This window comes from Desulfovibrio desulfopostgatei (genome assembly GCF_053570645.1).
In genome coordinates this window covers 2,187,614-2,206,448 of the sequence record NZ_JBRBQS010000002.1, presented here as the reverse complement: position 1 = coordinate 2,206,448, position 18,835 = coordinate 2,187,614, and the positions used below count along the sequence as shown (strand labels likewise).

19 protein-coding genes are annotated in these 18,835 nt (G+C 59.7%); 10 read left to right on the top strand and 9 right to left on the bottom strand.

The genetic code is table 11. From position 1 onward, the window contains the following. Window position 1: 1 nt before the first annotated feature. The 3 genes from ACUZ9Q_RS09815 to greA form a co-directional block, all read right to left on the bottom strand. Window positions 2-994, bottom strand: a complete 993-nt coding sequence (locus ACUZ9Q_RS09815) for a D-alanyl-D-alanine carboxypeptidase family protein (protein ID WP_225529990.1) — start codon at window positions 992-994, stop codon at window positions 2-4. Beyond that, window positions 987-2,093, bottom strand: a complete 1,107-nt coding sequence (locus ACUZ9Q_RS09810) for an AI-2E family transporter (protein WP_227118202.1) — start codon at window positions 2,091-2,093, stop codon at window positions 987-989. The genes ACUZ9Q_RS09815 and ACUZ9Q_RS09810 overlap by 8 nt, the downstream gene beginning before the upstream one ends. 370 nt (window positions 2,094-2,463) lie before the next feature. After that, window positions 2,464-2,952, bottom strand: coding sequence for a transcription elongation factor GreA (gene greA / locus ACUZ9Q_RS09805; RefSeq protein ID WP_022660011.1), 489 nt, complete (start codon window positions 2,950-2,952; stop codon window positions 2,464-2,466). 397 nt (window positions 2,953-3,349) lie between these two features. Here greA and ACUZ9Q_RS09800 point away from each other — a divergent pair, with 397 nt between their 5' ends. After that, window positions 3,350-4,912 carry a lysylphosphatidylglycerol synthase domain-containing protein gene (locus ACUZ9Q_RS09800; protein ID WP_215647808.1) on the top strand — a complete coding sequence of 521 codons (1,563 nt, stop codon included), beginning with the start codon at window positions 3,350-3,352 and terminating at the stop codon, window positions 4,910-4,912. Window positions 4,913-5,091: 179 nt separating this feature from the next. Here the strand turns inward: ACUZ9Q_RS09800 and ACUZ9Q_RS09795 are convergent, their stop codons facing one another. The 4 genes from ACUZ9Q_RS09795 to yedE form a co-directional block, all read right to left on the bottom strand. Next, complete coding sequence (locus ACUZ9Q_RS09795) at window positions 5,092-5,994, bottom strand: NAD(P)H-hydrate dehydratase (RefSeq protein ID WP_227118201.1); 903 nt, start codon at window positions 5,992-5,994, stop codon at window positions 5,092-5,094. Then, the gene (locus ACUZ9Q_RS09790) at window positions 5,982-6,518 is read right to left on the bottom strand and encodes a DUF3343 domain-containing protein (RefSeq protein ID WP_215647843.1); all 537 of its coding nucleotides are present in this window, start codon (window positions 6,516-6,518) and stop codon (window positions 5,982-5,984) included. Before ACUZ9Q_RS09790 ends, ACUZ9Q_RS09795 begins: the two co-directional genes overlap by 13 nt. Before the next feature lie 245 nt (window positions 6,519-6,763). Beyond that, entirely contained in the window at window positions 6,764-6,982 is a 219-nt protein-coding gene (locus ACUZ9Q_RS09785; protein WP_192112990.1) for a sulfurtransferase TusA family protein, read from the bottom strand. Continuing rightward, window positions 6,982-8,076 carry a YedE family putative selenium transporter gene (yedE, locus tag ACUZ9Q_RS09780; RefSeq protein ID WP_227118200.1) on the bottom strand — a complete coding sequence of 365 codons (1,095 nt, stop codon included), beginning with the start codon at window positions 8,074-8,076 and terminating at the stop codon, window positions 6,982-6,984. Before yedE ends, ACUZ9Q_RS09785 begins: the two co-directional genes overlap by 1 nt. 148 nt (window positions 8,077-8,224) lie before the next feature. Between yedE and ACUZ9Q_RS09775 the strand changes: the two genes are divergently transcribed. Next, window positions 8,225-8,356 (top strand): hypothetical protein, encoded by a 132-nt coding sequence (locus tag ACUZ9Q_RS09775; RefSeq protein ID WP_256185949.1) that lies wholly within the window; start codon window positions 8,225-8,227, stop codon window positions 8,354-8,356. 77 nt (window positions 8,357-8,433) lie between these two features. Here ACUZ9Q_RS09775 and pyrR read toward each other — a convergent pair whose 3' ends face one another. Further along, window positions 8,434-8,970 carry a bifunctional pyr operon transcriptional regulator/uracil phosphoribosyltransferase PyrR gene (pyrR, locus tag ACUZ9Q_RS09770; RefSeq protein WP_192112992.1) on the bottom strand — a complete coding sequence of 179 codons (537 nt, stop codon included), beginning with the start codon at window positions 8,968-8,970 and terminating at the stop codon, window positions 8,434-8,436. Between the two features lie 125 nt (window positions 8,971-9,095). Here pyrR and ACUZ9Q_RS09765 point away from each other — a divergent pair, with 125 nt between their 5' ends. Both ACUZ9Q_RS09765 and ACUZ9Q_RS09760 read left to right on the top strand, forming a co-directional pair. Continuing rightward, window positions 9,096-9,422, top strand: a complete 327-nt coding sequence (locus ACUZ9Q_RS09765) for an IscA/HesB family protein (RefSeq protein WP_192112993.1) — start codon at window positions 9,096-9,098, stop codon at window positions 9,420-9,422. Window positions 9,423-9,524: 102 nt separating this feature from the next. Next, the gene (locus ACUZ9Q_RS09760) at window positions 9,525-9,842 is read left to right on the top strand and encodes an IscA/HesB family protein (protein WP_192112994.1); all 318 of its coding nucleotides are present in this window, start codon (window positions 9,525-9,527) and stop codon (window positions 9,840-9,842) included. Here the strand turns inward: ACUZ9Q_RS09760 and ACUZ9Q_RS09755 are convergent. Continuing rightward, window positions 9,839-10,036, bottom strand: a complete 198-nt coding sequence (locus ACUZ9Q_RS09755) for a hypothetical protein (RefSeq protein WP_192112995.1) — start codon at window positions 10,034-10,036, stop codon at window positions 9,839-9,841. The genes ACUZ9Q_RS09760 and ACUZ9Q_RS09755 overlap by 4 nt on opposite strands. A 93-nt stretch (window positions 10,037-10,129) precedes the next feature. On the opposite strand from ACUZ9Q_RS09755, the gene mfd reads away from it, so the two are divergent. The 6 genes from mfd (at window position 10,130) to glyQ (ending at window position 18,835) form a co-directional block, all read left to right on the top strand. Further along, a complete protein-coding gene (mfd, locus tag ACUZ9Q_RS09750) occupies window positions 10,130-13,573 on the top strand; it encodes a transcription-repair coupling factor (protein ID WP_215647803.1) in 3,444 nt (1,147 codons plus the stop codon). Window positions 13,574-13,650: 77 nt separating this feature from the next. Further along, window positions 13,651-14,883 (top strand): peptidylprolyl isomerase, encoded by a 1,233-nt coding sequence (locus tag ACUZ9Q_RS09745; protein WP_297892566.1) that lies wholly within the window; start codon window positions 13,651-13,653, stop codon window positions 14,881-14,883. A gap of 114 nt (window positions 14,884-14,997) precedes the next feature. Beyond that, window positions 14,998-15,957 carry a SurA N-terminal domain-containing protein gene (locus ACUZ9Q_RS09740; RefSeq protein ID WP_192112998.1) on the top strand — a complete coding sequence of 320 codons (960 nt, stop codon included), beginning with the start codon at window positions 14,998-15,000 and terminating at the stop codon, window positions 15,955-15,957. An 81-nt stretch (window positions 15,958-16,038) separates the two neighbouring features. Beyond that, window positions 16,039-17,100, top strand: a complete 1,062-nt coding sequence (locus ACUZ9Q_RS09735; protein ID WP_297892569.1) for a helix-turn-helix domain-containing protein — start codon at window positions 16,039-16,041, stop codon at window positions 17,098-17,100. Then, window positions 17,097-17,849 carry a DNA repair protein RecO gene (gene recO, locus ACUZ9Q_RS09730; RefSeq protein ID WP_192113000.1) on the top strand — a complete coding sequence of 251 codons (753 nt, stop codon included), beginning with the start codon at window positions 17,097-17,099 and terminating at the stop codon, window positions 17,847-17,849. Before ACUZ9Q_RS09735 ends, recO begins: the two co-directional genes overlap by 4 nt. A gap of 107 nt (window positions 17,850-17,956) precedes the next feature. Beyond that, window positions 17,957-18,835: a glycine--tRNA ligase subunit alpha gene (gene glyQ / locus ACUZ9Q_RS09725; protein WP_291444827.1), complete on the top strand. Its 879-nt coding sequence runs from the start codon at window positions 17,957-17,959 to the stop codon at window positions 18,833-18,835.

Here is an 18,835-nt window from a genome sequence, read left to right as displayed (position 1 = left end):
TCTAGCGTCTGTAGCCCATGGCCCGCCGGATTTTCTTTGGGTCACCGCCGCCGTCAAAGCCTGCTTCGATCAGTCGCGTTGCCATGGCATCCCTGGCATTGCGGCTTGTGCCGCCCATAACCACGGCCAGGATGCGGGTATTGCCGCGCTGGGCCGTAACAATAAGATTGTAGCCCGAGGCCACCGTCCAGCCCGTTTTCAGGCCATTGACGCCCCGCACAGAGCCGAGCAGGGCGTTTGTATTGGCCATTTGTCTGTTCCTGTGAGTAAAAACGCGGGTGCTGTGAAATTTTTGCGCGCCGGGGTGCGCACGAAGATAGGCGCGGGTAAGGCTGGCAATATCGCGGGGGGTGGAGCGTTGCCCTGCGGCGGGCAGGCCCGTGGGATTTTTGAATTCCGTGCGGCTCAGGCCCAGCCCTTTAGCTTTTTGATTCATGGCGCGCACAAATTGCCGCTCGTTGCCAGCCACACGCAGGGCAAGCGCCGTAATGGCGTCATTGCCGGATGCAACGGCAGCGCCGGTGAGCAGTTGCCTGACCGCCACGCGCTCCCCGTTGCGGAGGTGCATGGACGAGCCGCCCACGGTGGACGCGGCAGGAGTGATGCGGATTTTTTCGTCAAGGCTCAGCCTCTTGGCGCTGACGGCATCCATGGTCAGGAACATGGACATCACCTTGGTGAGCGATGCAGGCGGGATGGACATATCGGCATTTTTTTCAAAAAGCACCTTGCCCGTATCCATGTTGACCAAAATGGCAGCGCGCACGCCCCTGGCTGCAAGGGCTTCCGTTGCTCCTGCAAGCAGAGTGGCGCATATGGCGCAAAAAAGAATGCTGAATACCGCCATGCGCCGCAAGCAGTCCATAGCTGTCGGTTCAAACCCAGCACTGCGGGGTTTGTCGTCTTGCTGTAGTCTGCCGGGCTGTGGCCTGCCGAGCTGATCGTCGGGAGCAAACCTGCCAAAACCGGAATGTATGGTGTCTATCTTATCCATCGTGCCTATAGGTGCGGTTGCCTTCTTCCACTGCCTGAATGGCAAAAGCCAGCAGTACAGGGCCCACAATAAGGCCTACCGGCCCAAAGCTCGCCAGACCACAAAGTATGGCGATGATCAACACAAAGAACGGGGCCTTGATGCCCTGCTGCAAAAAGAGCGGCCGCAGGATGTTATCCACGCCAGCCACCACCACAACTCCCCAAAGGGCCAGGCCCACTGCGGCCATGCTGTTGCCCGTGAACCAGAGCGAAAGGCAAAGCGGCACCCACACTATGGCCGTGCCAATGGCGGGAATGGGGGCCACGAGCGTGGCAAGCAGCCCCCAGAATGCTGGCTGGCGTACCCCTGCGAAAGCAAAGGCGATGCCGCACAAAATGCCTTGCGCCGCAGCCACCAGCACAACACCCAGCAGAATGCCCCGCAATGCCCGGTGGATGGCAGCCGTAAAGCGGCAGAGCATTGCTTGCGGTATATGGAATATCCTGCCGGAAATTTTGCGGATATGGCGGGCATAGGCGGTAAAGATCACCGTGAGCGTAAAGAACAGAAAGCTTGTCCACAGCACTGTCATGGTGCCGCCGAGAAAATCCATGCTTCGGCTCAAAAGCAGGCTCATGGCATCGCCGAAAAAAGCATCCAGTTTTTGCAGAAAATCGCTGACCATTTTTTCTGCACGCGGGTATTCTGCAAGGTTTAGCCGCCATTGCTGAATATTGGCCACCCACTCGGGCGGCAACTGAAAGTTGTTGGCTTGCAGCTCGCGCAGGCGCGCAAAACCAGCCGCCGCCTGCGGCGTCACCAGCAGGGCGAACATGGCAATGGGAACTAGTATGGAAGAGAGGAGGGTGGTTATGTACGCATAAAGGGGCAGGCTGCTTGAAAGACTAAGCCGGAATTTACGCCAGCGGGGGCCGCTCCGGGTTTTTTCAAGGCGTTTGCGCCACATCCGGCCCTTCATTTGTAGTGTCCGGTAGAGCGGCAGCGAAAGGCATGACAGACAGGCAGCCATAAATATGGTCACCGGATTGTGCCAGAGCAGCATATACAGCGCGAGCGCGGCCAAGAGGTAAAGCAGACGCGGCAGCGTTAGAGTCATAGTAGGCCTTGGGTTATGTGGGCGCGGCTTTTTAACCAGCGCCGGAACGTTGGAACGCGCAAGAGTAGCAAAAGCGGGCGGGGTCTGCCAAGAGGCGTAAAGGTATAAATACGCCCGCGCGGGTCTGGGCTGGCAGCCGTACGTCATATGCCAGTGCGCCATCACGGCGCTACGGCCCGACCGGAAAGTTTTTGTCAGGCGCGCCCCGCCGCCCTGCGGTTGTGCAGAGAGGCCGGAGCGCGCCATAAGGTCGCACTGCGTTATGTTTGCGCGTTAACGCGCTGCGGAAAATACGTCTGGGATAAAACCGTTGCCGCGAAGCCAGAAAGGCGCGGCGTCGGCTGGTGGAGACCAGGGCAGCAGCCCAGGCCTAGTTCAGCACGTTGCTGCCTTTAAAGCTGATGTTGATCACTTCGTAGGTAACGCGGCCACGCGGGATATCCACGGTCACTTCATCGCCTACTTCGCGGCCCAGCAGAGCCTGACCCACAGGGGAAAGAAACGAGATGGAACCCTTGGCGGGGTCGGCCTCGTCGGGGCCGAGAATGGTGAAGGAGCGTGCTTCGCCGCTGTCCACATCCTCAACCTCAACCGTAGAACCAAAGATGACCTTGTCCCCCTTCAGGGAATCAAGATCAACGACCTGATAGAGCGCCATGCGCGATTCAATGTACTTGATGCGGGCTTCAGCCATGCCCTGACGTTCACGCGCGGCGTCGTACCCGGCGTTTTCTCGCAGGTCGCCTTCTTCACGGGCTTCTTTAATGGCCTGGATGATGGCGGGCCGTTCGCTCTTGAGGCGGGCCAGTTCGTCTTCCAGCTTTTTGTAGCCTTGCACGGAAATGGGGATGCTTGTCATGGTTGCCATAATCTGACCTCACAAACGAAAAAAAAGCGCCGCTGCCCAGGCAGCGGAGCAAGCAATGGGGGGTATTTTCCGAAAAAAAGGCTGCACGGGCCGCAGTGGACTGTGCGCTAAACCCGGCTGTGTAACCGGGTGATTATCCGTAACAGCAAGTACACCCTACCTACTGGGCGCAAAACGGTCAAGCCCCGAAGCGCGCGGGCTGGAGAAGACCTGCCCTGCCTCTGCATAATGTCATGTAATCGACATGAGGTTCAGGCTTGCGCGGCAGTGAGCCAGCGTATATGTTGGAGTTGCGCCCAACGCGGCAGGCGCTTGCGCCAGCACGGCAGAGCTGCGTAAAACGCTTGGTTTGAGCGGCATATAACAACTGTATGAACAACGGCAGACTATGAAAAAATATTTGCGTTATCTTGGGTCGGTGCTTGTCACGGCGGTGTTTTTTCTGGCTGTGTACCTTTTGTACCATAAGCTTAAAAGTTACAGCATAGCCCAGATTCGCGAAAGCATAAGCCAGATATCGCACGGGCGGATTCTCTGCTCGTTGCTGCTGATGGTGATCAATTACATCATACTTGTGGGCTACGATTGGCTGGCGCTCAAAGCCATTCACAAAACCCTGCCTTTGCCCCGCGTGGGGCTTGTTTCATTTGTGGGGCAGGCTGTGAGCTACAACTTTGGCGCGCTGCTGGGCGGCACCAGCGTGCGTTACCGTTTTTATTCGGCCTGGGGTTTTTCGCTGGCAGAGATTGTGCGCTTGGTGCTGATGCTGGCGGTCACATTCTGGGTGGGCGCTCTGGGGCTATGCGGGCTGATCTTTATCATAAGCCCGCCTGTCATCCCTGACGACCTGCTGGCAAAAATGCCCATGACAGACGTGCGCATTCTGGGCGTAGTGCTGCTGCTTATTGCCTGCTCCTACCTGATCTTGTGCTGTACCGTGCGCAAGCCCGTGCATCTGTTTGGCAAGGAATTTGTCTTTCCTCCGCCGCACATTGCCTTTGCCCAGGCTCTTGTGGCCGGAGTGGACATTATCGCCGCAGCAGGTTGCATGTATGTGCTGCTGCCCGGCAACATGGGCATATCGTTTCTTGATTTTCTGCCAAGCTACCTCATGGCCCAGGTGGCTGTGGTGCTCACACACATCCCCGGCGGGGTTGGCGTTTTTGAGCTTGTCATACTGCACCTTACCCACACCACGCAGGCGCAGGCCGTATTTGCGGCGGTGCTGCTGTTCCGCATCATTTACTTTATCATTCCGCTGCTGGCAGCCGCATTGCTGCTGGCGGTTTACGAGGTGCGCCAGCGCAGCGACATGCTGCGCGAAACAGGCCGCTGGCTTTCCGTACTTTCGCACTCCATTTCTGCCTACATGGTTTTTGCAGCGGGCGTGATTCTGCTTGTCTGCGCCATGCTGCCGCCAGGCAAACACATGCTGCACGCCCTGCGCAGCATGATTCCTTACGAGGCGCTGGCTGTGGGGCATTTTCTCACGGCAATTTCGGGCGCCATGCTGCTCTTTGTTTCATACGGGCTTGAGCGGCGGCAGTCGCGCGGGTTCCAGCTGGCGGTACTGTGTCTTTGCCTGGGGATTGCGGGAGCTCTGCTCAACGGTTTTTCATGGATCACCGCATCCATGGTCAGTATTGTGCTGCTGACCGTGTGCATGGCCCGGCGGCGTTTTTACCGTTCGTCCTTTTTCTGGGAAGAACCCATCCCCGGCTACTGGCTGTTCGGTGCACTGGGTGTGCTGGCCTTGATGGCCTCTATTGCATGGGCGCTTTATCATCCCTCGTGGAATAAAGCCGCTGCCTGGGGTTTTGACCGCCCGCATATGGCCGCGCAAACACTGCTTGATTTTCTTGGCATTGCCGTGGGGCTGGCAGCAGGCTGGCTGTGGCGCGTCGCCTTGCGATTGCGCGCCCGGCGGCAAAAGGCCGCGCATCACGGGTAGCGCGCTGAACGCATATCATTATTGCAGTGTGTTTTATTAAAGACGAGGCCTTCCGTGCTGACGGAGGGCCTCGTCTTTTGTAGGCGGGGGTGCTGTATTTGCTGATCTGGCGGGTAGGGGCGCGCGCCCGCCTGCACGAATCTGATTGCGCGGGGCATGTCTGCGCCTTGCGGCGCGGACTAGACGGATGATGCAGAAAGAGTGGTCGGCCACACTGAGCGCGCGCTGCGCATGGCTTCTGGCAGCATTTCAATCAGTTCGCCAATCTGGGTGCCGGGATTGGGCGCGCAGAGTTGCGCCAGCAGGCGCGCCATGCGGGCCGCCGCCGTGCAGGCTTCGTCCATTGCCGCGCCTCCGCACAAAAAAGCCGTTGCAAGCCCGGTCACAAGATCGCCTGTGCCGCCAATGCATTCCATGGCCGGAACAGAGGGCGCGTCCACCGTGGCGATCACGCGGCCATCCACGACAATGTAGTCTTTTGATCCCTTGATAATCAGATTTTTCGGGCAGTTGCCATGCTCAAGAGCGCGTTGCAAAAGCGGCGGCACGTCATCCTCCCGCGCCAGCAGAAAACCGCGCGTATAAAAGGGGTGGGGGGCTTTTTCATCTGCCAGAAAGGCCAGTTCGCCCAGATCAGGGGTAAAAAGGTCGTAGGCATCGGCATAGCCGCTCATTTTTGCCACATACATAAAGCCCGCGTCTGCCACCATCACTGGCGGCACGGCAAGGGCCTGCGTGGCCATGAGCACCCGGTTGTGCCAATCCTGATCAGGGAAAAGATAGTGAAAGGTCAGCCCCGCAGGGGAGAGGCCCGCCAGATTCTGCTCCAGCCATGCGTAAATGGCGCGGCTGCCCGCGCCGGAACCCGGGTCGCCCGCGAGCAACAGACGCGGCGGCGCAATGCCCAGCTCCCGGCAGGCAAGAATGGCTGTGGCGGCAAGGGCCGCAGTCCCCCGCTGCACGGGCACGGCCTGACCATCCGGCAGGTGGAGCAAACCGCCAGCAACCGTGCTTTCGCCCTCAAGGCCAGCAGGGCAGAGGGCAAAATCAGGGTCGGGCAGGGTTCCTGCTATGCACCACATGCGACTTGCCTCCGCAGTTCTTCAAAGGCCTTTTGCAGGCTGTAGCAGCAGAGGGTCTGCCCCATGGTCAGGGGGGCCGGGGCTTCATCAAGGCGCAGGCCGCACAGCCGGTGCGCCACCCACGGCACATCAGGGCAGCCGCCGCCTGAAATATTCACAATGCGTCCGTCAGCAGCATCAAGGGTAATTTTCATATTGGCGGCGCGAACCATCAGCCAGCGGTCATCCAGATGTTTTATCTGAAACAGGGACACAGGCTCCAGCAGCACATCGTGGGCGCTGACCACCTGACTGGGCGCAAGCCCTTCCCGTTCCAGAACATCCAGAACGCGCGCCTGGCTCACCAGCTCAAAAACCACCACCATGTCGCAACCTGTGCGCAGTTCCGGCGGCGGCCCCTTTACTTCCACATCCAGCCCGGCCTTGCGCAGCAGGCGCTCGGCGCGGATGACCTCGCCAGTGTGGTCAAAAACCAGCAAGCCCCTATCGTTGCAGCCGCGTTTGCCGCCGCTGCCAGAATCCATATCCGAACCTTTGCCGCCGGGAGAAAACAGGCCGCGCAGTTTTTGCGCAAAGCCATGCAGCAGGCTGGTCTGAGAACTGTTCTGCGTCATGATTTCCCCTGAAAATTCTGGCTCGCTGGATCCGCTACAGCACTCATGACGAGAACTGAGGAATGGCAGATTTCAGCCATCACGGGCTGATATGGGCGACAGTGGCGGCTCGGGAGTTTTTGCTCACCCGCGCCGCCAGTCCCCCAATCCGAACGCTAATCCTTGCGGATGTCTATGCGCGTTATGCCTTCGCCTTCTTCAGTCGTGCTGACGGCAAATCCCCGGTTGCGGGCAGCGCGGCTGACATTTTCAAGGCTGGCGTCGTTATCCACCAATACGCTGAAAGGGCCGTGTTCATCGGCTTTGGCAGCAGTAAGAAACATGAGTACGGGCTGCGGGCAGGAAAGCCCCCGGGTGTCGATGGTGGTAGACATTACGCGCCTCTCTTGCAGTTGAAAAATCCGATGCACAGGCAGATGGCAAGACCGGCAAGGGTGGCTGCCATGCCGTGAGGGCCGACCCCGGCAGGGCTGGAGGCCAAGCCGAAGTTATGGGCAACAGCGGTGCCAACGATCAGGCCAACGGCAAAAACGGCGGCATCGTTGTCGCCTTCGCCAGCCATAAAGAGCTGACGGCCAGGGCAGCCGCCCGCAAGGGCAAAGGCCAGACCGGCAGTAGCCATGCCGAGGAAGTTCCAGAGATTGTCTGGCTGGGCGATGGGCTGGTTTTCAAAGCCGGGCTTGAACGCGCCAAAGTACAGGTTCAGAACAAGGGCCGCACCCAGCATGGCCAGAAAGCCCAGCGCCAGATGCCATTGCTTGAACAGCATCACGTCGCGCAGGGCCCCCATGGTGCAGAAGCGGCTGCGCTGGGCCAGAAAGCCCACGATCAGGCCCACGCCAATGGAGAGTATAAAGGGTGCATGCTGCGCGCCGGGGCCTTTGACGGAATAGAAAAGCACACCGCTCTGCGGCTGTTCTGCCACCTGCGGATTGAGCAGATACAGGGCCACGAAGGAAAGCATGATGCCGGGCAGCACCAGACCGGAAATTTTACTCTGGCCCTGGCTGCGCCCCAGCGAAAAGCCCATGCGAAAAAATATGGTGCCAATGCCCACGCCGCAGATCAGGCCCGCAAGGCCAAAGAGCGCAAAGGCGTCGCCGCCCGCAAGGCGCAGGATAACGCGCCAGGGGCAACCGAGAAAGACCAGCGCGCCAATACCCGCTATGCCCCCAAGCAAAAAGCGGGTGATGGGGGCCGAGCCGCCACGTGGCTTGTACTCGCCAAAGGCCAGCGCCGCGCCAAATGCGCCCAGCACCATACCCATGATTTCGGGCCGCAGATATTGCACGACGGCAGCACGGTGAAAGCCCAAAGCGCCCGCGATATCACGGTTAAAGCAGACCACGCAGATGCCCATGTTGCCGGGATTGCCCATTTGCTGGAGCAACACGGCAAGCACGCCGAACACAAGCCCGGTGGCAATGATGCCTGTTGTGGTGGAGAAAAAATTGAAGCCTGATTTCATGAAATCCTCCTTTTAGGGCCACAGGCCCGTGGCGAAGCCGATGTATGAAACGGCAGCGCGAACGGAGGATTTGTCGGGTCAGTGGTGCAGGGTAGGGAAACCATGCGCCAGCCGCAAACCGGACCGCCGTTCGCGTAAGCTCCACAACGTGAAGCTCCTTGCTGTGCGTCAGGTTTTGCGCTTGGGCATGGTTTCCTCTGTTCTGTATCTGCTGCCGCAGCCCGGTGGGGAGCGGCACGTCAGCGTGGTGAATGAATTTCTGTTCCTGTGCTCTGTCTAGGGTCTGTTAACGCTCTGGCAATGCTTTTTTCTGGGATGGGCATTTCGCAAGGCCGTGTCAGCCTTTTCGCGTCTGCTTTACGATGCGGTGGTCAGATTTACGCTGTCTTCACCATCGCGCTCGGCCAGCATGACATCCACGTGTTCCTGCCTGCTGGTATTGATGACGCGGCCCACATAGTCCGCATGGATGGGCAGTTCGCGGTGACCACGGTCGATGAGGGCCAGCAGTTCCACGCAGCGCGGGCGGCCGTAGTCGAGCAGGGCCTCGAGAGCGGCGCGGATGGTGCGCCCGGTGTAGAGCACATCGTCAATCAGAATGATAACCTTTTCGTCCACGCTTTCGGTAATGCGGGACTGCCCGATGCTGGGCTTGCCCACAAGGCTTGTCCAGTCATCGCGGTACAGATTGATATCCAGGGTTCCCAGGGGCATGACGCGGTCAAGCCGCGCCTGCAGCAGGGCGGCTATACGCCGGGCCAGGTCTGCTCCGCGCCGTTCAATGCCCACCAGCATTACATCCTGGCACGCAGCGTGGCGTTCGAGTATCTGCGAGGCGAGGCGTTCAAGTACGCGCGCCATTTCGTCTTTTTCCAGTAGCCGGGTCGTGGACATGGTTCCTCCAAAGGTGGATATGCCCGTCATTCTAGCCGTTTTCGCCTTTAAAGAAAAGCCCTGCGGCAATTGACAAGCCCCACGCATGACCTTAGTTAGTAAAACACTCGAATCATGGAGGACGTATGATCGAATTGACCGACAGCGCCCGTAAGGAACTGGATTCGTTCTTTACCGGCAAGAAAAAGGAACCCATCCGGGTCTACATGACCGCAGGTTGAGGCGGCCCGCGCCTTGCCCTGGCTCTGGATGAGCCTAACGACCAGGATCAAACCGAGGAACAGGCCGGCTACACCTTCTGCATTAACAGTGCCCTTCTGACAGAAGTGCAGGGTGTAAAAATTGATTTAACCTACATGGGCTTTGCGGTTGAACCCGTAGTGCCCTTCGCTTCTGAAGGCAACGGCGGTGGTTGCAGCAGCTGCTCAAGCGGCTGCGGCAGCAACGCGTAAGGCGGGGTGGTTTCCCGCTGGCCGGACGAAGCAGGCCAGCCTGTTTTTCGTTACTCTACCATATAATACATATCGAGCGTATCGAAAAACATCGGAGGAACCATGCTTGAACTGACCGAAAGCGCCCAGAAGGAACTGGCGGCCTTTTTTGAAGGTAAAGAAAAAAGCACCATTCGCGTTTACCTCGCCCCCGGCGGGTGCAGCGGGCCGCATCTGGCCCTTGCCCTGGACGCCGCGACGGATGAAGATATGAGCGAAGATCAGGGCGGATTCACCTTCTGCATCAACAAGGAGCTTCTTGCTCAGGTTGAAGGCGTGAAGATTGATCTTTCCTACGCGGGCTTCACAGTTGAACCCACGGTGCCCCTGCCCCAGACGGGCGGTGGATGCAGCGGCTGCTCCGGCGGCTGCGGCCACTAGAAGCAAATGACTTGCAAACCGGACGGCAGCAAAAAACTGTCGTCCGGTTTGACCATGTTGACAAAGTCAGCATGGTCGGAAATCAGGAGCAGGCTGCGGCTTTGCCGCGCCGTTAAGCGACAGATTTCCGTGTATTTCCGCCCGGCGGCTTTGCCGACGGTGGCGGCGCAAAACCCGTGAACGGGTTTTGTCATCAGTACAGTGCGGCAGCAGAAAGCTGCTGTCCGGTTTATCGTCGGGGCGGCGCAGGCTGCCCCTTGTGCTGTTATATAACCCCCCACAGGTTCATGGACACTTTTGGCGCATTGCTCTCAAGCAACGACAGGCAGATATATCTGGAACGTAGCGGCATGGTCACGCGCTGCCGCCTTGCCTGCGAGGCTCTGGACAAAGGGCGCAGCGTGGCCCTTGTGGCCCGCACCCGCGAAGAATTTCACGCGGCCCGCTCCCTTGCGGCCCTTTTTTCTCCCGAAATTTCTCTGGCGGATCCGGCAGTTGTGCGCCCTGCGTGGCAGTGGCCCTGCCTGGGGCTGCCTGCCCTGAGCCAATGGCAGGACAAACCCTCATGGGCTGCCCGGCTTGCCGCGCTGTATTCCCTCACCCTTGGCAAGCCGCGTGTGCTGGTGGTCAGTGTTGAAAGCCTGCTGCTGCGCTACATGCCGGTCAATTTTTTCCACACGCGCACGCTGGAGCTTGGCAAGGGCAGCGATTACGCCCCCGAGCTGCTGCTGGAGCAGGCGGTGGAGTGGGGGTACGAGCGCGTTGCCATGGTCACGCGCCCCGGCGAAATGGCCCGGCGCGGCGACATCCTTGATCTGTACCCCTCTGGCTATGCCCGACCTGTAAGGCTGGAATTTTTTGGCGACACGCTGGAGGAAATGCGCTTTTTTGACGCGGAGACCCAACGCTCCTTGCAGGGCTGCGATGAACTGACCCTTCTGCCTGTTAGCCCGCTGGCCTTTGATGCGCGCGAGACAGAGGCTACTCGCAAGCGCTTTGACCGCATGTTTGCCGAAGGCCGCATTGGCGAAAACGACTGTTATTCCTTTAAAAAATCACTGGATGCTGGCGGCGTGGGCCTACTGCCCGGTTGCGCCGTGGAAGCTCCCAGCCTGCTGGAAGACTGGCTGCCGCAGGACTGCCTGTGGCTGCTGCCCGGCGAGGCCGACAGCGGCGAGGCCCTGCGGGATGGCCGCCTTGCACTCAAGGAACGGCTGGAGGCCGAGGACGCGCCCCTGCCCCAACCAGCGGCGCTGGCCCTGCGCAAAAGCTCGCAGCCCGCGCCGTGGAACACCTTTCAGCGCGTGTACGCCGAACCTCTGGTCATGGGCGTGGAAGAACGCGGTCTGGATTTTGCGGAAAGAACCCTGCATTCCTTCAGCGATCTTTTTCCTCTTGCTGGCGCGCAGGATCGCCCCTGGCAGCATCTGGCCGCCGCTCTCAAAGAGTGGCAGGGCGCGCGCAGACAGGTGGTGCTGAGCTTTTCATCTGGCCGCAGCCGAGCCAAGTTTCTGAAACTGGCAGAGCAGGACGGCATCCTTCCTGCGCAGCGTTACGCGCCCGATCAGCGCGGCCTTTTCGCTCTTGTTTCGCCCTTCCGTCAGGGCGCGGATCTGGCGTGGGACAACTCCCTGGTTCTGGGCGAGGATATCCTTTACCCCAAGGCGGAAAAAACACCCCGCGTTTCTTCGCGCGTCTTCAAGGGGCTGGATTCCTTTGACGATCTCAAGGCTGGCGATCTGCTGGTGCACCGCGATTACGGCATTGGCCGTTTTGCCGGTCTGCATCACATGGACGTCAACGCCGTTGCCAACGATTTTCTGCTCATCGAATACTCCGGGCGCGACAAGCTCTATGTGCCTGCCGACCGCATGGGGCTTATCCAGCGGTTCAAGGGTTCGGAAGGCGTAGAGCCCGCGCTGGACCGGCTGGGCGGCACGGGCTGGACTTCGGGCAAGGAGAAGGCCCGCAAGGCTATTGAAAAGATCGCCGCCGACCTTGTGGAAATGTATGCCTACCGCAAGGTGACCAAGGGCTTCCGCTATGACCCTCCGGGCGAGCTGTACCACGAATTTGAGGCGACCTTTGGTTTTGAGGAAACGCCCGATCAGGCCAAGGCCATTCAGGACGTGCTGGACGACATGGACAAATCCCAGCCCATGGACAGGCTCGTGTGCGGCGACGTGGGCTTCGGCAAGACGGAAGTTGCCCTGCGCGCAGCCTTTCGCGCCGCTTCCGAGGGGCGGCAGGTGGTGCTGCTTTGCCCCACCACGGTGCTTGCCGAACAGCATTATCAGACCTTTCGCGCGCGTCTGGCGGGCTTTCCCGTCAATGTGGGGCTGCTCAGCCGTTTTGTGACGCGCCCAAGGCAAAAGGAAGTGCTCAAGGCTGCCGCCACCGGGCAGGTGGACATTCTCATCGGCACCCACCGCGTGCTTTCAAGCGACGTCAAACTGCCCAATCTTGCCTTGCTGATTCTGGACGAAGAACAGCGTTTTGGCGTGCGCCACAAGGAAAAACTCAAGGCCCTCAAAAAGAACGTGGATGTGCTCACCCTGACGGCCACGCCCATTCCGCGCACTTTGCAGCTTTCCATGTCCGGCATACGTGAGCTTTCCATCATTGAAACCGCGCCGCAGGATCGCAAGCCTGTGGCTTCGGCCGTGCTGCGGCGGGATGATTCCGTGCTGCGCAAGGTGCTTGAGCGGGAGATTGAGCGCGAAGGGCAGGTGTTCTGGGTTTACAACCGCGTGCAGGGGCTGGAGCGGGTGGCCGAATACGTGCGCACCCTTGTGCCCAAGGCCCGGGTGGGCATGGCGCACGGGCAGATGTCTGAAACCGAGCTTGAAGATACCATGCACAAATTCTGGCATGGCGAGCTTGATGTGCTGGTATGCACCTCCATTGTTGAATCCGGGCTGGATTTTCCCCGCGCCAATACACTGGTGGTGGATCAGGCCCAGATGTTCGGCCTTGGGCAGCTCTACCAGCTGCGGGGCCGCGTGGGCCGCAGCGACAGGCAGGCCTACGCCTTTTTTGTGGTGCCGGATGCGGAGCGCCTTACCTCCATTGCGGAGGAACGCCTGCGCATCATCATGGATATGGATTACCTGGGGGCCGGTTTTCAGGTCGCCATGGAAGACCTGCGCCTGCGCGGCGCGGGCAATATCCTCGGCGAAGTGCAGTCGGGCCACATGTGCCGCGTGGGCCTTGACCTGTACCTTGAAATGCTTGAGGAGGCCGTTGGCCGCCTCAAGGGCACGCCAGAGGCGCAGACCGTGGAAACGGAACTTACTTTGGGCTTGCCTGCGCATATTCCCGCATCGTACATTGAGGACGGGCGCGAAAGACTGCGCTGCTACAAAACGCTCACATCCGCCACTGGCGGCGCTGCGCGTGAAGAAGCGGCCCTCGGCATACGCGACAGGTTTGGCCCCTTCCCCGAAGAACTGCGCAATTTTCTTGCCGTGCTGGACTTCAAGCAGTTCCTCACCGAGTTGCAGGTGCAAAAGGCCGATGTGCACATCAACCATGTGCGGCTTGTCTGGCCGGACGGGCAGACCGCCGTGCAGCCCGAGCGCATTGTAGCCCTTACGGCTTCCATGAAGGACGCGCGCATGCTGCCGCCTGCGGGGCTGCACCTGCCGATGCCGTCTGGTGTTTCGTTCCCCGAGGGGCTGGACAGGTTGCGTACCGCCCTTGAGGGTATCCGTGTTAAAGCCGGGGCATAGGTGCTGGTTTGCGGCTGTGTCTGTTTTTCAGGTCATAAAACTGGTCTGAATATATGGGAAAAATGGTGGACGGATTCATGCAGCCCCTCATAGCTTTGGCGCGTTTTTTCCAGATCGGCGCTCGGTCTGCCCGGCTGGCCCGCCCACTAGGCGTGGCGCTGGCCTGTTGTTTTTGCCTGTTGCTGGCGGCCTGTTTTGAAACCCGCCTCCCCGACGGCGTGGTGGCTACCGTCAACGGCGAGCCCATCAGCCTGCGCAGATTGCAGACCCTGCTCGACAGCCGTTCTCCCTCCCTTGGGGCCATGCGCACTCCTTCACTGGAAAATATGCGGCGCGAATACGGCGAAGGGCTGGGCACACTGATCATTTACGCTCTGGTGCGGCAGGATTTGCAGCGGCTCCAGATGTCGGTCAGCCCTGCCATGCTGGAAACAGCCGTGGCAGAAGTAAGGAATGATTACGGCGGCGCTGACGGGCTGGAAAAATATCTGGCCGAAGAATCAATTGACTCTTCAGAATGGCGGGCTTTGCTGCTTGACCATCTTTCCATGCTCACATTTGAAAAGCGGGTTCTTGCAGCGGGCATCCGTGTTTCTCTGCCCGAACTGCGCGACTACTACCAGACCCACGAAGACGATTTTCAGATGCCGGAAACCCTGCGCGTGTGCCTGATTTCTGGCGAATCGCGCAAGGACGTGGAAGGCTTTTGCGCTGTGTTTCCCGGTGGCATAAATGAAGCGCGCGGCAAAGTGCAGCTCCAGTGCCAGAATGTGCGGCCAACCGATCTGCCCCAGGGATGGCGCAAGGCCGCTGCCGGTCTGAAGCCGGGCCAGTGCGCGCCCGCACGGCTGGAGGAAGGCCTGTGGCGCAGCCTTGGCCTGATTGAGAGCCGCCCGCCAGCGCACATCAGTCTGGCGGAGGCCTATCCGCTGGTGGAAGGCATCCTGCGGGAGCAGAAGATGTCCGAGGCTTTTGAGCGCTGGCTTGAAAAGGCTCTGGCCGATTCCGTCATCATGGTGGGCAAGGAGCTTGTCCCCGATCTGCTAGCGCCCCCGGCGGCTCACTCTGGCGGGCAGAGCAGCGATGCCCCGGCCGTGCCGGATGTTTCTGGCGCTGCGGAGGACATTAAGGCGCCGCCCCCAGGCAAGGATGATGTTTACGAGGGCGATGTGCTTGAAGGTTCCCACGATCCCAAGGCCAATGGAGCATTGGAAAATCAGGGGCATAATCCCGAAGCGGCCCCTGCTTCAAAAGCCTCGGGCGACCAGCAGCGCAAGCGCGACAACGGCGGCTCCGCGCGGCGGCGTTGAGGATTTGCATGCAACACGCCCCGGCTGCTGGCTGCCTGATGGCTGCACTTGCGGCAGTTGCATTGCATGTTGCGCTGGATTGGGATATAATTTTACAGATAAAGCGCGGAATTTTTGCGCGCAAGCAGGGAGTTTAACGTGAGAAAAACGCTTATTTTGGCGCTGGTTATCTGTTTTATGACCGCTTTTGGCGCTCAGGCCGCACAGATCAACAAGGTGGCGGCCGTGGTGAACGGTCAGGTTATCACCATGTTCGATCTGCAGAAAAACGCTGTTCCTGATCTTATGCGGGCGCGTATCAATCCCAACGATCCCGCCCAGGCCAAGGCCGTGGACGCCGTGCTGCGCAAGGCGCTGGACGGCATGATCATGGACATCCTGGTCGCGCAGGAAGCCAAGCGTCTCAAGGTTTCCATTTCTTCTTCTGAAATTGACAGCGAAATCACCAAGATCATGAAGGGGAACAACCTCACCAAGAAGCAGTTTGAAGAACGCCTGGCCCAGCAAAAGACCAGTGTCAGCGAACTGCGTGGAAATATTGAAAAAGGCTTGATTCGTCAGCGTGTTATGGCAATGGAAGTGGGCCGCCGGGTTGTTGTGACCCCGGATGAAATCAAGGCCTACTATGATGCGCACAAGGACACCATGTACGACCGCTCAGGCCTGCACATGGCCCTTCTGGTGTATCATCCCAATGCCAACGCTGCGGCTTTGGCTGCGCAGATCAAGTCTGGCGCGGTTTCGTTTGAGGAAGTGGTGCGCAAGTATTCCATCGCTCCCAACAAGGAAAACGGCGGCGACATGGGCGCAGTGGAGTGGGACAAGCTCAACCCCGAGTGGGAGGCCCGCCTCACCAGCATGAAACCCGGCGATGTAACGGATATTTTCGAGCTTCAGGGCCGCAAGGCGCAGGTGCGCCTGTACCGTCCTGGCGGCGGCGAAATCAAGATGCTCACCTTTGAGCAGGCCAAGCCGATGATCGACGGCATCCTGCGCCAGCCCAAGGCTATGGAGCGTTTTGAGGACTACACCAACCAGCTTCGCAGCCGGGCCGTTATTGATATCAGAATGTAGCGGGGCCGCCACGGGTGGTTCCGGCTTTTTGCTGGCAACCGCCGCCCCCGCGGGGCGGCAAGACCATTATCGAGGCTTTTCATGACCTTAGTGGAATTGGGCGCTGCTTTGCGCGTTGAGCGCGAAAAGCGGGGTCTGGACATGGAAGATGCGGCAAACAGGCTGAAAATCAGCGCCCGTCTTCTGCGCGCTTTGGAGGAAGGGGACGAGACGTCCTTGCCCCCACTGGCGTACACCAAGGGGTTCATCCGTTCATACGCGTCCTATGTTGGCCTTTCGGCTGAGGAAGTCAGCGAGGCGCTTGGCGCGCTTGAAGCCGCTTCCGAGCCTGTTGCACCGCAAAATGTTTATGAGCCCGAAATGGTTCTCACCCCGCGGCGTAACCTCAAGCCCATTTTGGCCGGGCTTTTTATGGTGTGCGTGGTTGCTGTGGTGCTGGTTGCCTGGCAGCAGGGCGTGTTTGATTTTTTGAGTCGGCAGACGCGCCGTCTGGCGCAGCCCGCCCCCTTGCAGAGCGCCGAGTCTGTTGACCCCGGCAATCTGGCCAGTCGGCCTTCTGCCCCGGCTGCTCCCGTTCAGGGGCAGGCCCCGGCCCAGACGTCTGCCCCGGCCCAAGCTCCGGCGGTTGCCAGCCAGCCGCAAGGCTCTGTTGCTCCTGCACAGGGACAGGCTCCGGCCCAAACGCCTGGCCAAAGCTCTGGTCAAACTTCTGCACAGGCTTCGGTTCAGCCGACAGGTCAGGCTGCCCAGCCTGCTGCCCCTGGTTTGCCTCCGGTGCGCGGCACGGCCGCAAATGTGCCCGCTGCGGGGACGCCTGTTTCAACGGCTCCGGCGACTCCGGCGGCCTCCGCCGCTGCGTCTTCTGCCGCTTCGCAGGGCAGCGATGTGCCAGTAGGCGCTCACAAGCTTATCATTACCGCCACAGAAGAATGCTGGGTACATTCCAGCGCCGACAAGACCGACACCCGCCAGTTTTCGCTGCATAAGGGCGATACCTTTGCCCTTACGTTCAGTAAGAGCCTGGAATTGAAGCTCGGCAACGCTGGCGGCGTGCGCCTGCGGTATGACGGTGAAGAACTGCCTCCGGCGGGGCAGAGCGGCCAGGTGCGCAATCTGGTGTTTCCCCCTGCGGACAGGCCATGACCGAATGGGCAGATCACGCGCTTGTGCTGCGAATCGGGCACTTTCGCGAGGCAGATCTGTGGCTGAAAATGCTTTGTCGCAAACACGGCCTGCTGACGCTGTTCGCCTTTGGCGGCAGCCGCAGCAGGCGTCGTTTTTGCGGCTGCCTGGATGTACTCAACAGCCTGCATTGCAGGGTAAAAGCCTCGGGGCGCGGCAGCTTTCTCAATCTTGAGGAAGCCGTGCTGCTGGGTGGGCCGCAAAGCTTGCGCGGAAACTGGCGGCGCATGGGGCTGGCGGCCAACTGCCTGCGGTTTGTGGAAGCGCTTGGCGTTAACGACGAAGGCGCGGACGAGGCCTTTCTGCTGGTTGAAGATTTGCGCAAGACGCTTGAAGAAGCGGAAAACGTGCCTTCGCTGCTGCCCCAGTTTTTCCGCCTGCGGTTTGCTGGCGTTTTGGGTTTTGCGCCCGATCTGGGCCGATGCGGCACCTGCGGCGCAACCATAACCGGCCCCGCGCAATTTGTGGTTGACGAGGCCCAGTTGCGCTGCCCCTCGTGCCGCGCGACAGCAGGGCCAGCGAGGTATGGCGTGGAACTGGGCGCGTCCGGGCTTGACCTTTTGCGTCATGTGCAGCAAGAATTTCCCTCCGGCTGGCATGCGGAAGAACTGCCTGCGGCAGATCGGCGCGCCTGCGCCAAGGTTATTGACGGTTTTGTGCAATATCACCTGGGTCTCTCGTGGGAAGGGGGCTACTTTCGCCACGTGTGACCGTGTTTGCACCGAAATTTTCGATTCGGTTTGGGATGGTTTGGGGCGGCGATTATTGAACAGCCGCGCGTATGCGTCTGAAAAAGGCTACGAACAAAGGACAGCGCATGTATTTTCAGGATGTCATTTTAACTTTGCAGAACTACTGGGCCAACCAGGGTTGCGTCATCGAACAGCCTTCGGGTGTGGAATGCGGTGCCGGTACGTTCAACCCCAACACGTTTTTGAGGGTTATTGGGCCGGAACCGTGGAGCGTGGCCTATGTGGAACCCTCCCGCCGTCCTACGGACGGCCGCTACGGCGAAAATCCCAACCGCCTGCAACGGTATTTCCAGTTTCAGGTGATCATGAAGCCCTCGCCGGACAACGTGCAGGATCTGTATCTGCAAAGCCTCAAGGCGCTGGGCATCAATCCCGCGCAGCACGACATCCGTTTTGTGGAAGACGACTGGGAATCCCCCACCCTGGGCGCCTGGGGCCTTGGCTGGGAAGTGTGGCTCAATGGTATGGAAGTGAGCCAGTTCACCTATTTTCAGCAGGTGGGCGGCATTGACCTTTCGCCCATCAGCGTGGAACTGACCTACGGCCTTGAGCGCCTTACCATGTACTTGCAGGGCGTTGAATCCGTGTATGATCTGGCCTGGAACAAAAACGTCACCTACGGTCACATCTACCACCAGAATGAAGTGGAGCAGTCACGCCACAACTTTGAGGCCAGCAATCCTGAAATGCTGTTGCGGCATTTCAGCGATTTTGAAGGGCAGTGCAAAGCCCTGCTGGAGCTGGGATTGCCCTGGCCTGCCTATGATTACTGCCTCAAGTGCTCGCATACATTCAACCTTCTGGACGCCAGAGGAGCCATCTCCATCACGGAACGCACCGGCTACATCGGCAGGGTGCGCGCCCTGGCGGCTGGAGTGGCGCGACTGTATGCAGCCCAGCGTGAAGAACTGGGCTATCCCATGCTCAAAAAGGATGAGAGGTAA

Coding starts and splice junctions, on each gene's coding strand:
- ACUZ9Q_RS09785 (WP_192112990.1), bottom strand. CDS start 6,982: ATGTCTACCACCATCGACACCCGGGGGCTTTCCTGCCCGCAGCCCGTA.
- pyrR (WP_192112992.1), bottom strand. CDS start 8,970: ATGTCCACGACCCGGCTACTGGAAAAAGACGAAATGGCGCGCGTACTT.
- ACUZ9Q_RS09735 (WP_297892569.1), top strand. CDS start 16,039: ATGACCTTAGTGGAATTGGGCGCTGCTTTGCGCGTTGAGCGCGAAAAG.
- mfd (WP_215647803.1), top strand. CDS start 10,130: ATGGACACTTTTGGCGCATTGCTCTCAAGCAACGACAGGCAGATATAT.
- ACUZ9Q_RS09810 (WP_227118202.1), bottom strand. CDS start 2,093: ATGACTCTAACGCTGCCGCGTCTGCTTTACCTCTTGGCCGCGCTCGCG.
- yedE (WP_227118200.1), bottom strand. CDS start 8,076: ATGAAATCAGGCTTCAATTTTTTCTCCACCACAACAGGCATCATTGCC.
- greA (WP_022660011.1), bottom strand. CDS start 2,952: ATGACAAGCATCCCCATTTCCGTGCAAGGCTACAAAAAGCTGGAAGAC.
- ACUZ9Q_RS09815 (WP_225529990.1), bottom strand. CDS start 994: ATGGATAAGATAGACACCATACATTCCGGTTTTGGCAGGTTTGCTCCC.
- ACUZ9Q_RS09760 (WP_192112994.1), top strand. CDS start 9,525: ATGCTTGAACTGACCGAAAGCGCCCAGAAGGAACTGGCGGCCTTTTTT.
- ACUZ9Q_RS09745 (WP_297892566.1), top strand. CDS start 13,651: ATGCAGCCCCTCATAGCTTTGGCGCGTTTTTTCCAGATCGGCGCTCGG.
- ACUZ9Q_RS09795 (WP_227118201.1), bottom strand. CDS start 5,994: ATGTGGTGCATAGCAGGAACCCTGCCCGACCCTGATTTTGCCCTCTGC.
- ACUZ9Q_RS09755 (WP_192112995.1), bottom strand. CDS start 10,036: ATGACAAAACCCGTTCACGGGTTTTGCGCCGCCACCGTCGGCAAAGCC.
- ACUZ9Q_RS09790 (WP_215647843.1), bottom strand. CDS start 6,518: ATGGATTCTGGCAGCGGCGGCAAACGCGGCTGCAACGATAGGGGCTTG.
- ACUZ9Q_RS09800 (WP_215647808.1), top strand. CDS start 3,350: ATGAAAAAATATTTGCGTTATCTTGGGTCGGTGCTTGTCACGGCGGTG.
- recO (WP_192113000.1), top strand. CDS start 17,097: ATGACCGAATGGGCAGATCACGCGCTTGTGCTGCGAATCGGGCACTTT.
- glyQ (WP_291444827.1), top strand. CDS start 17,957: ATGTATTTTCAGGATGTCATTTTAACTTTGCAGAACTACTGGGCCAAC.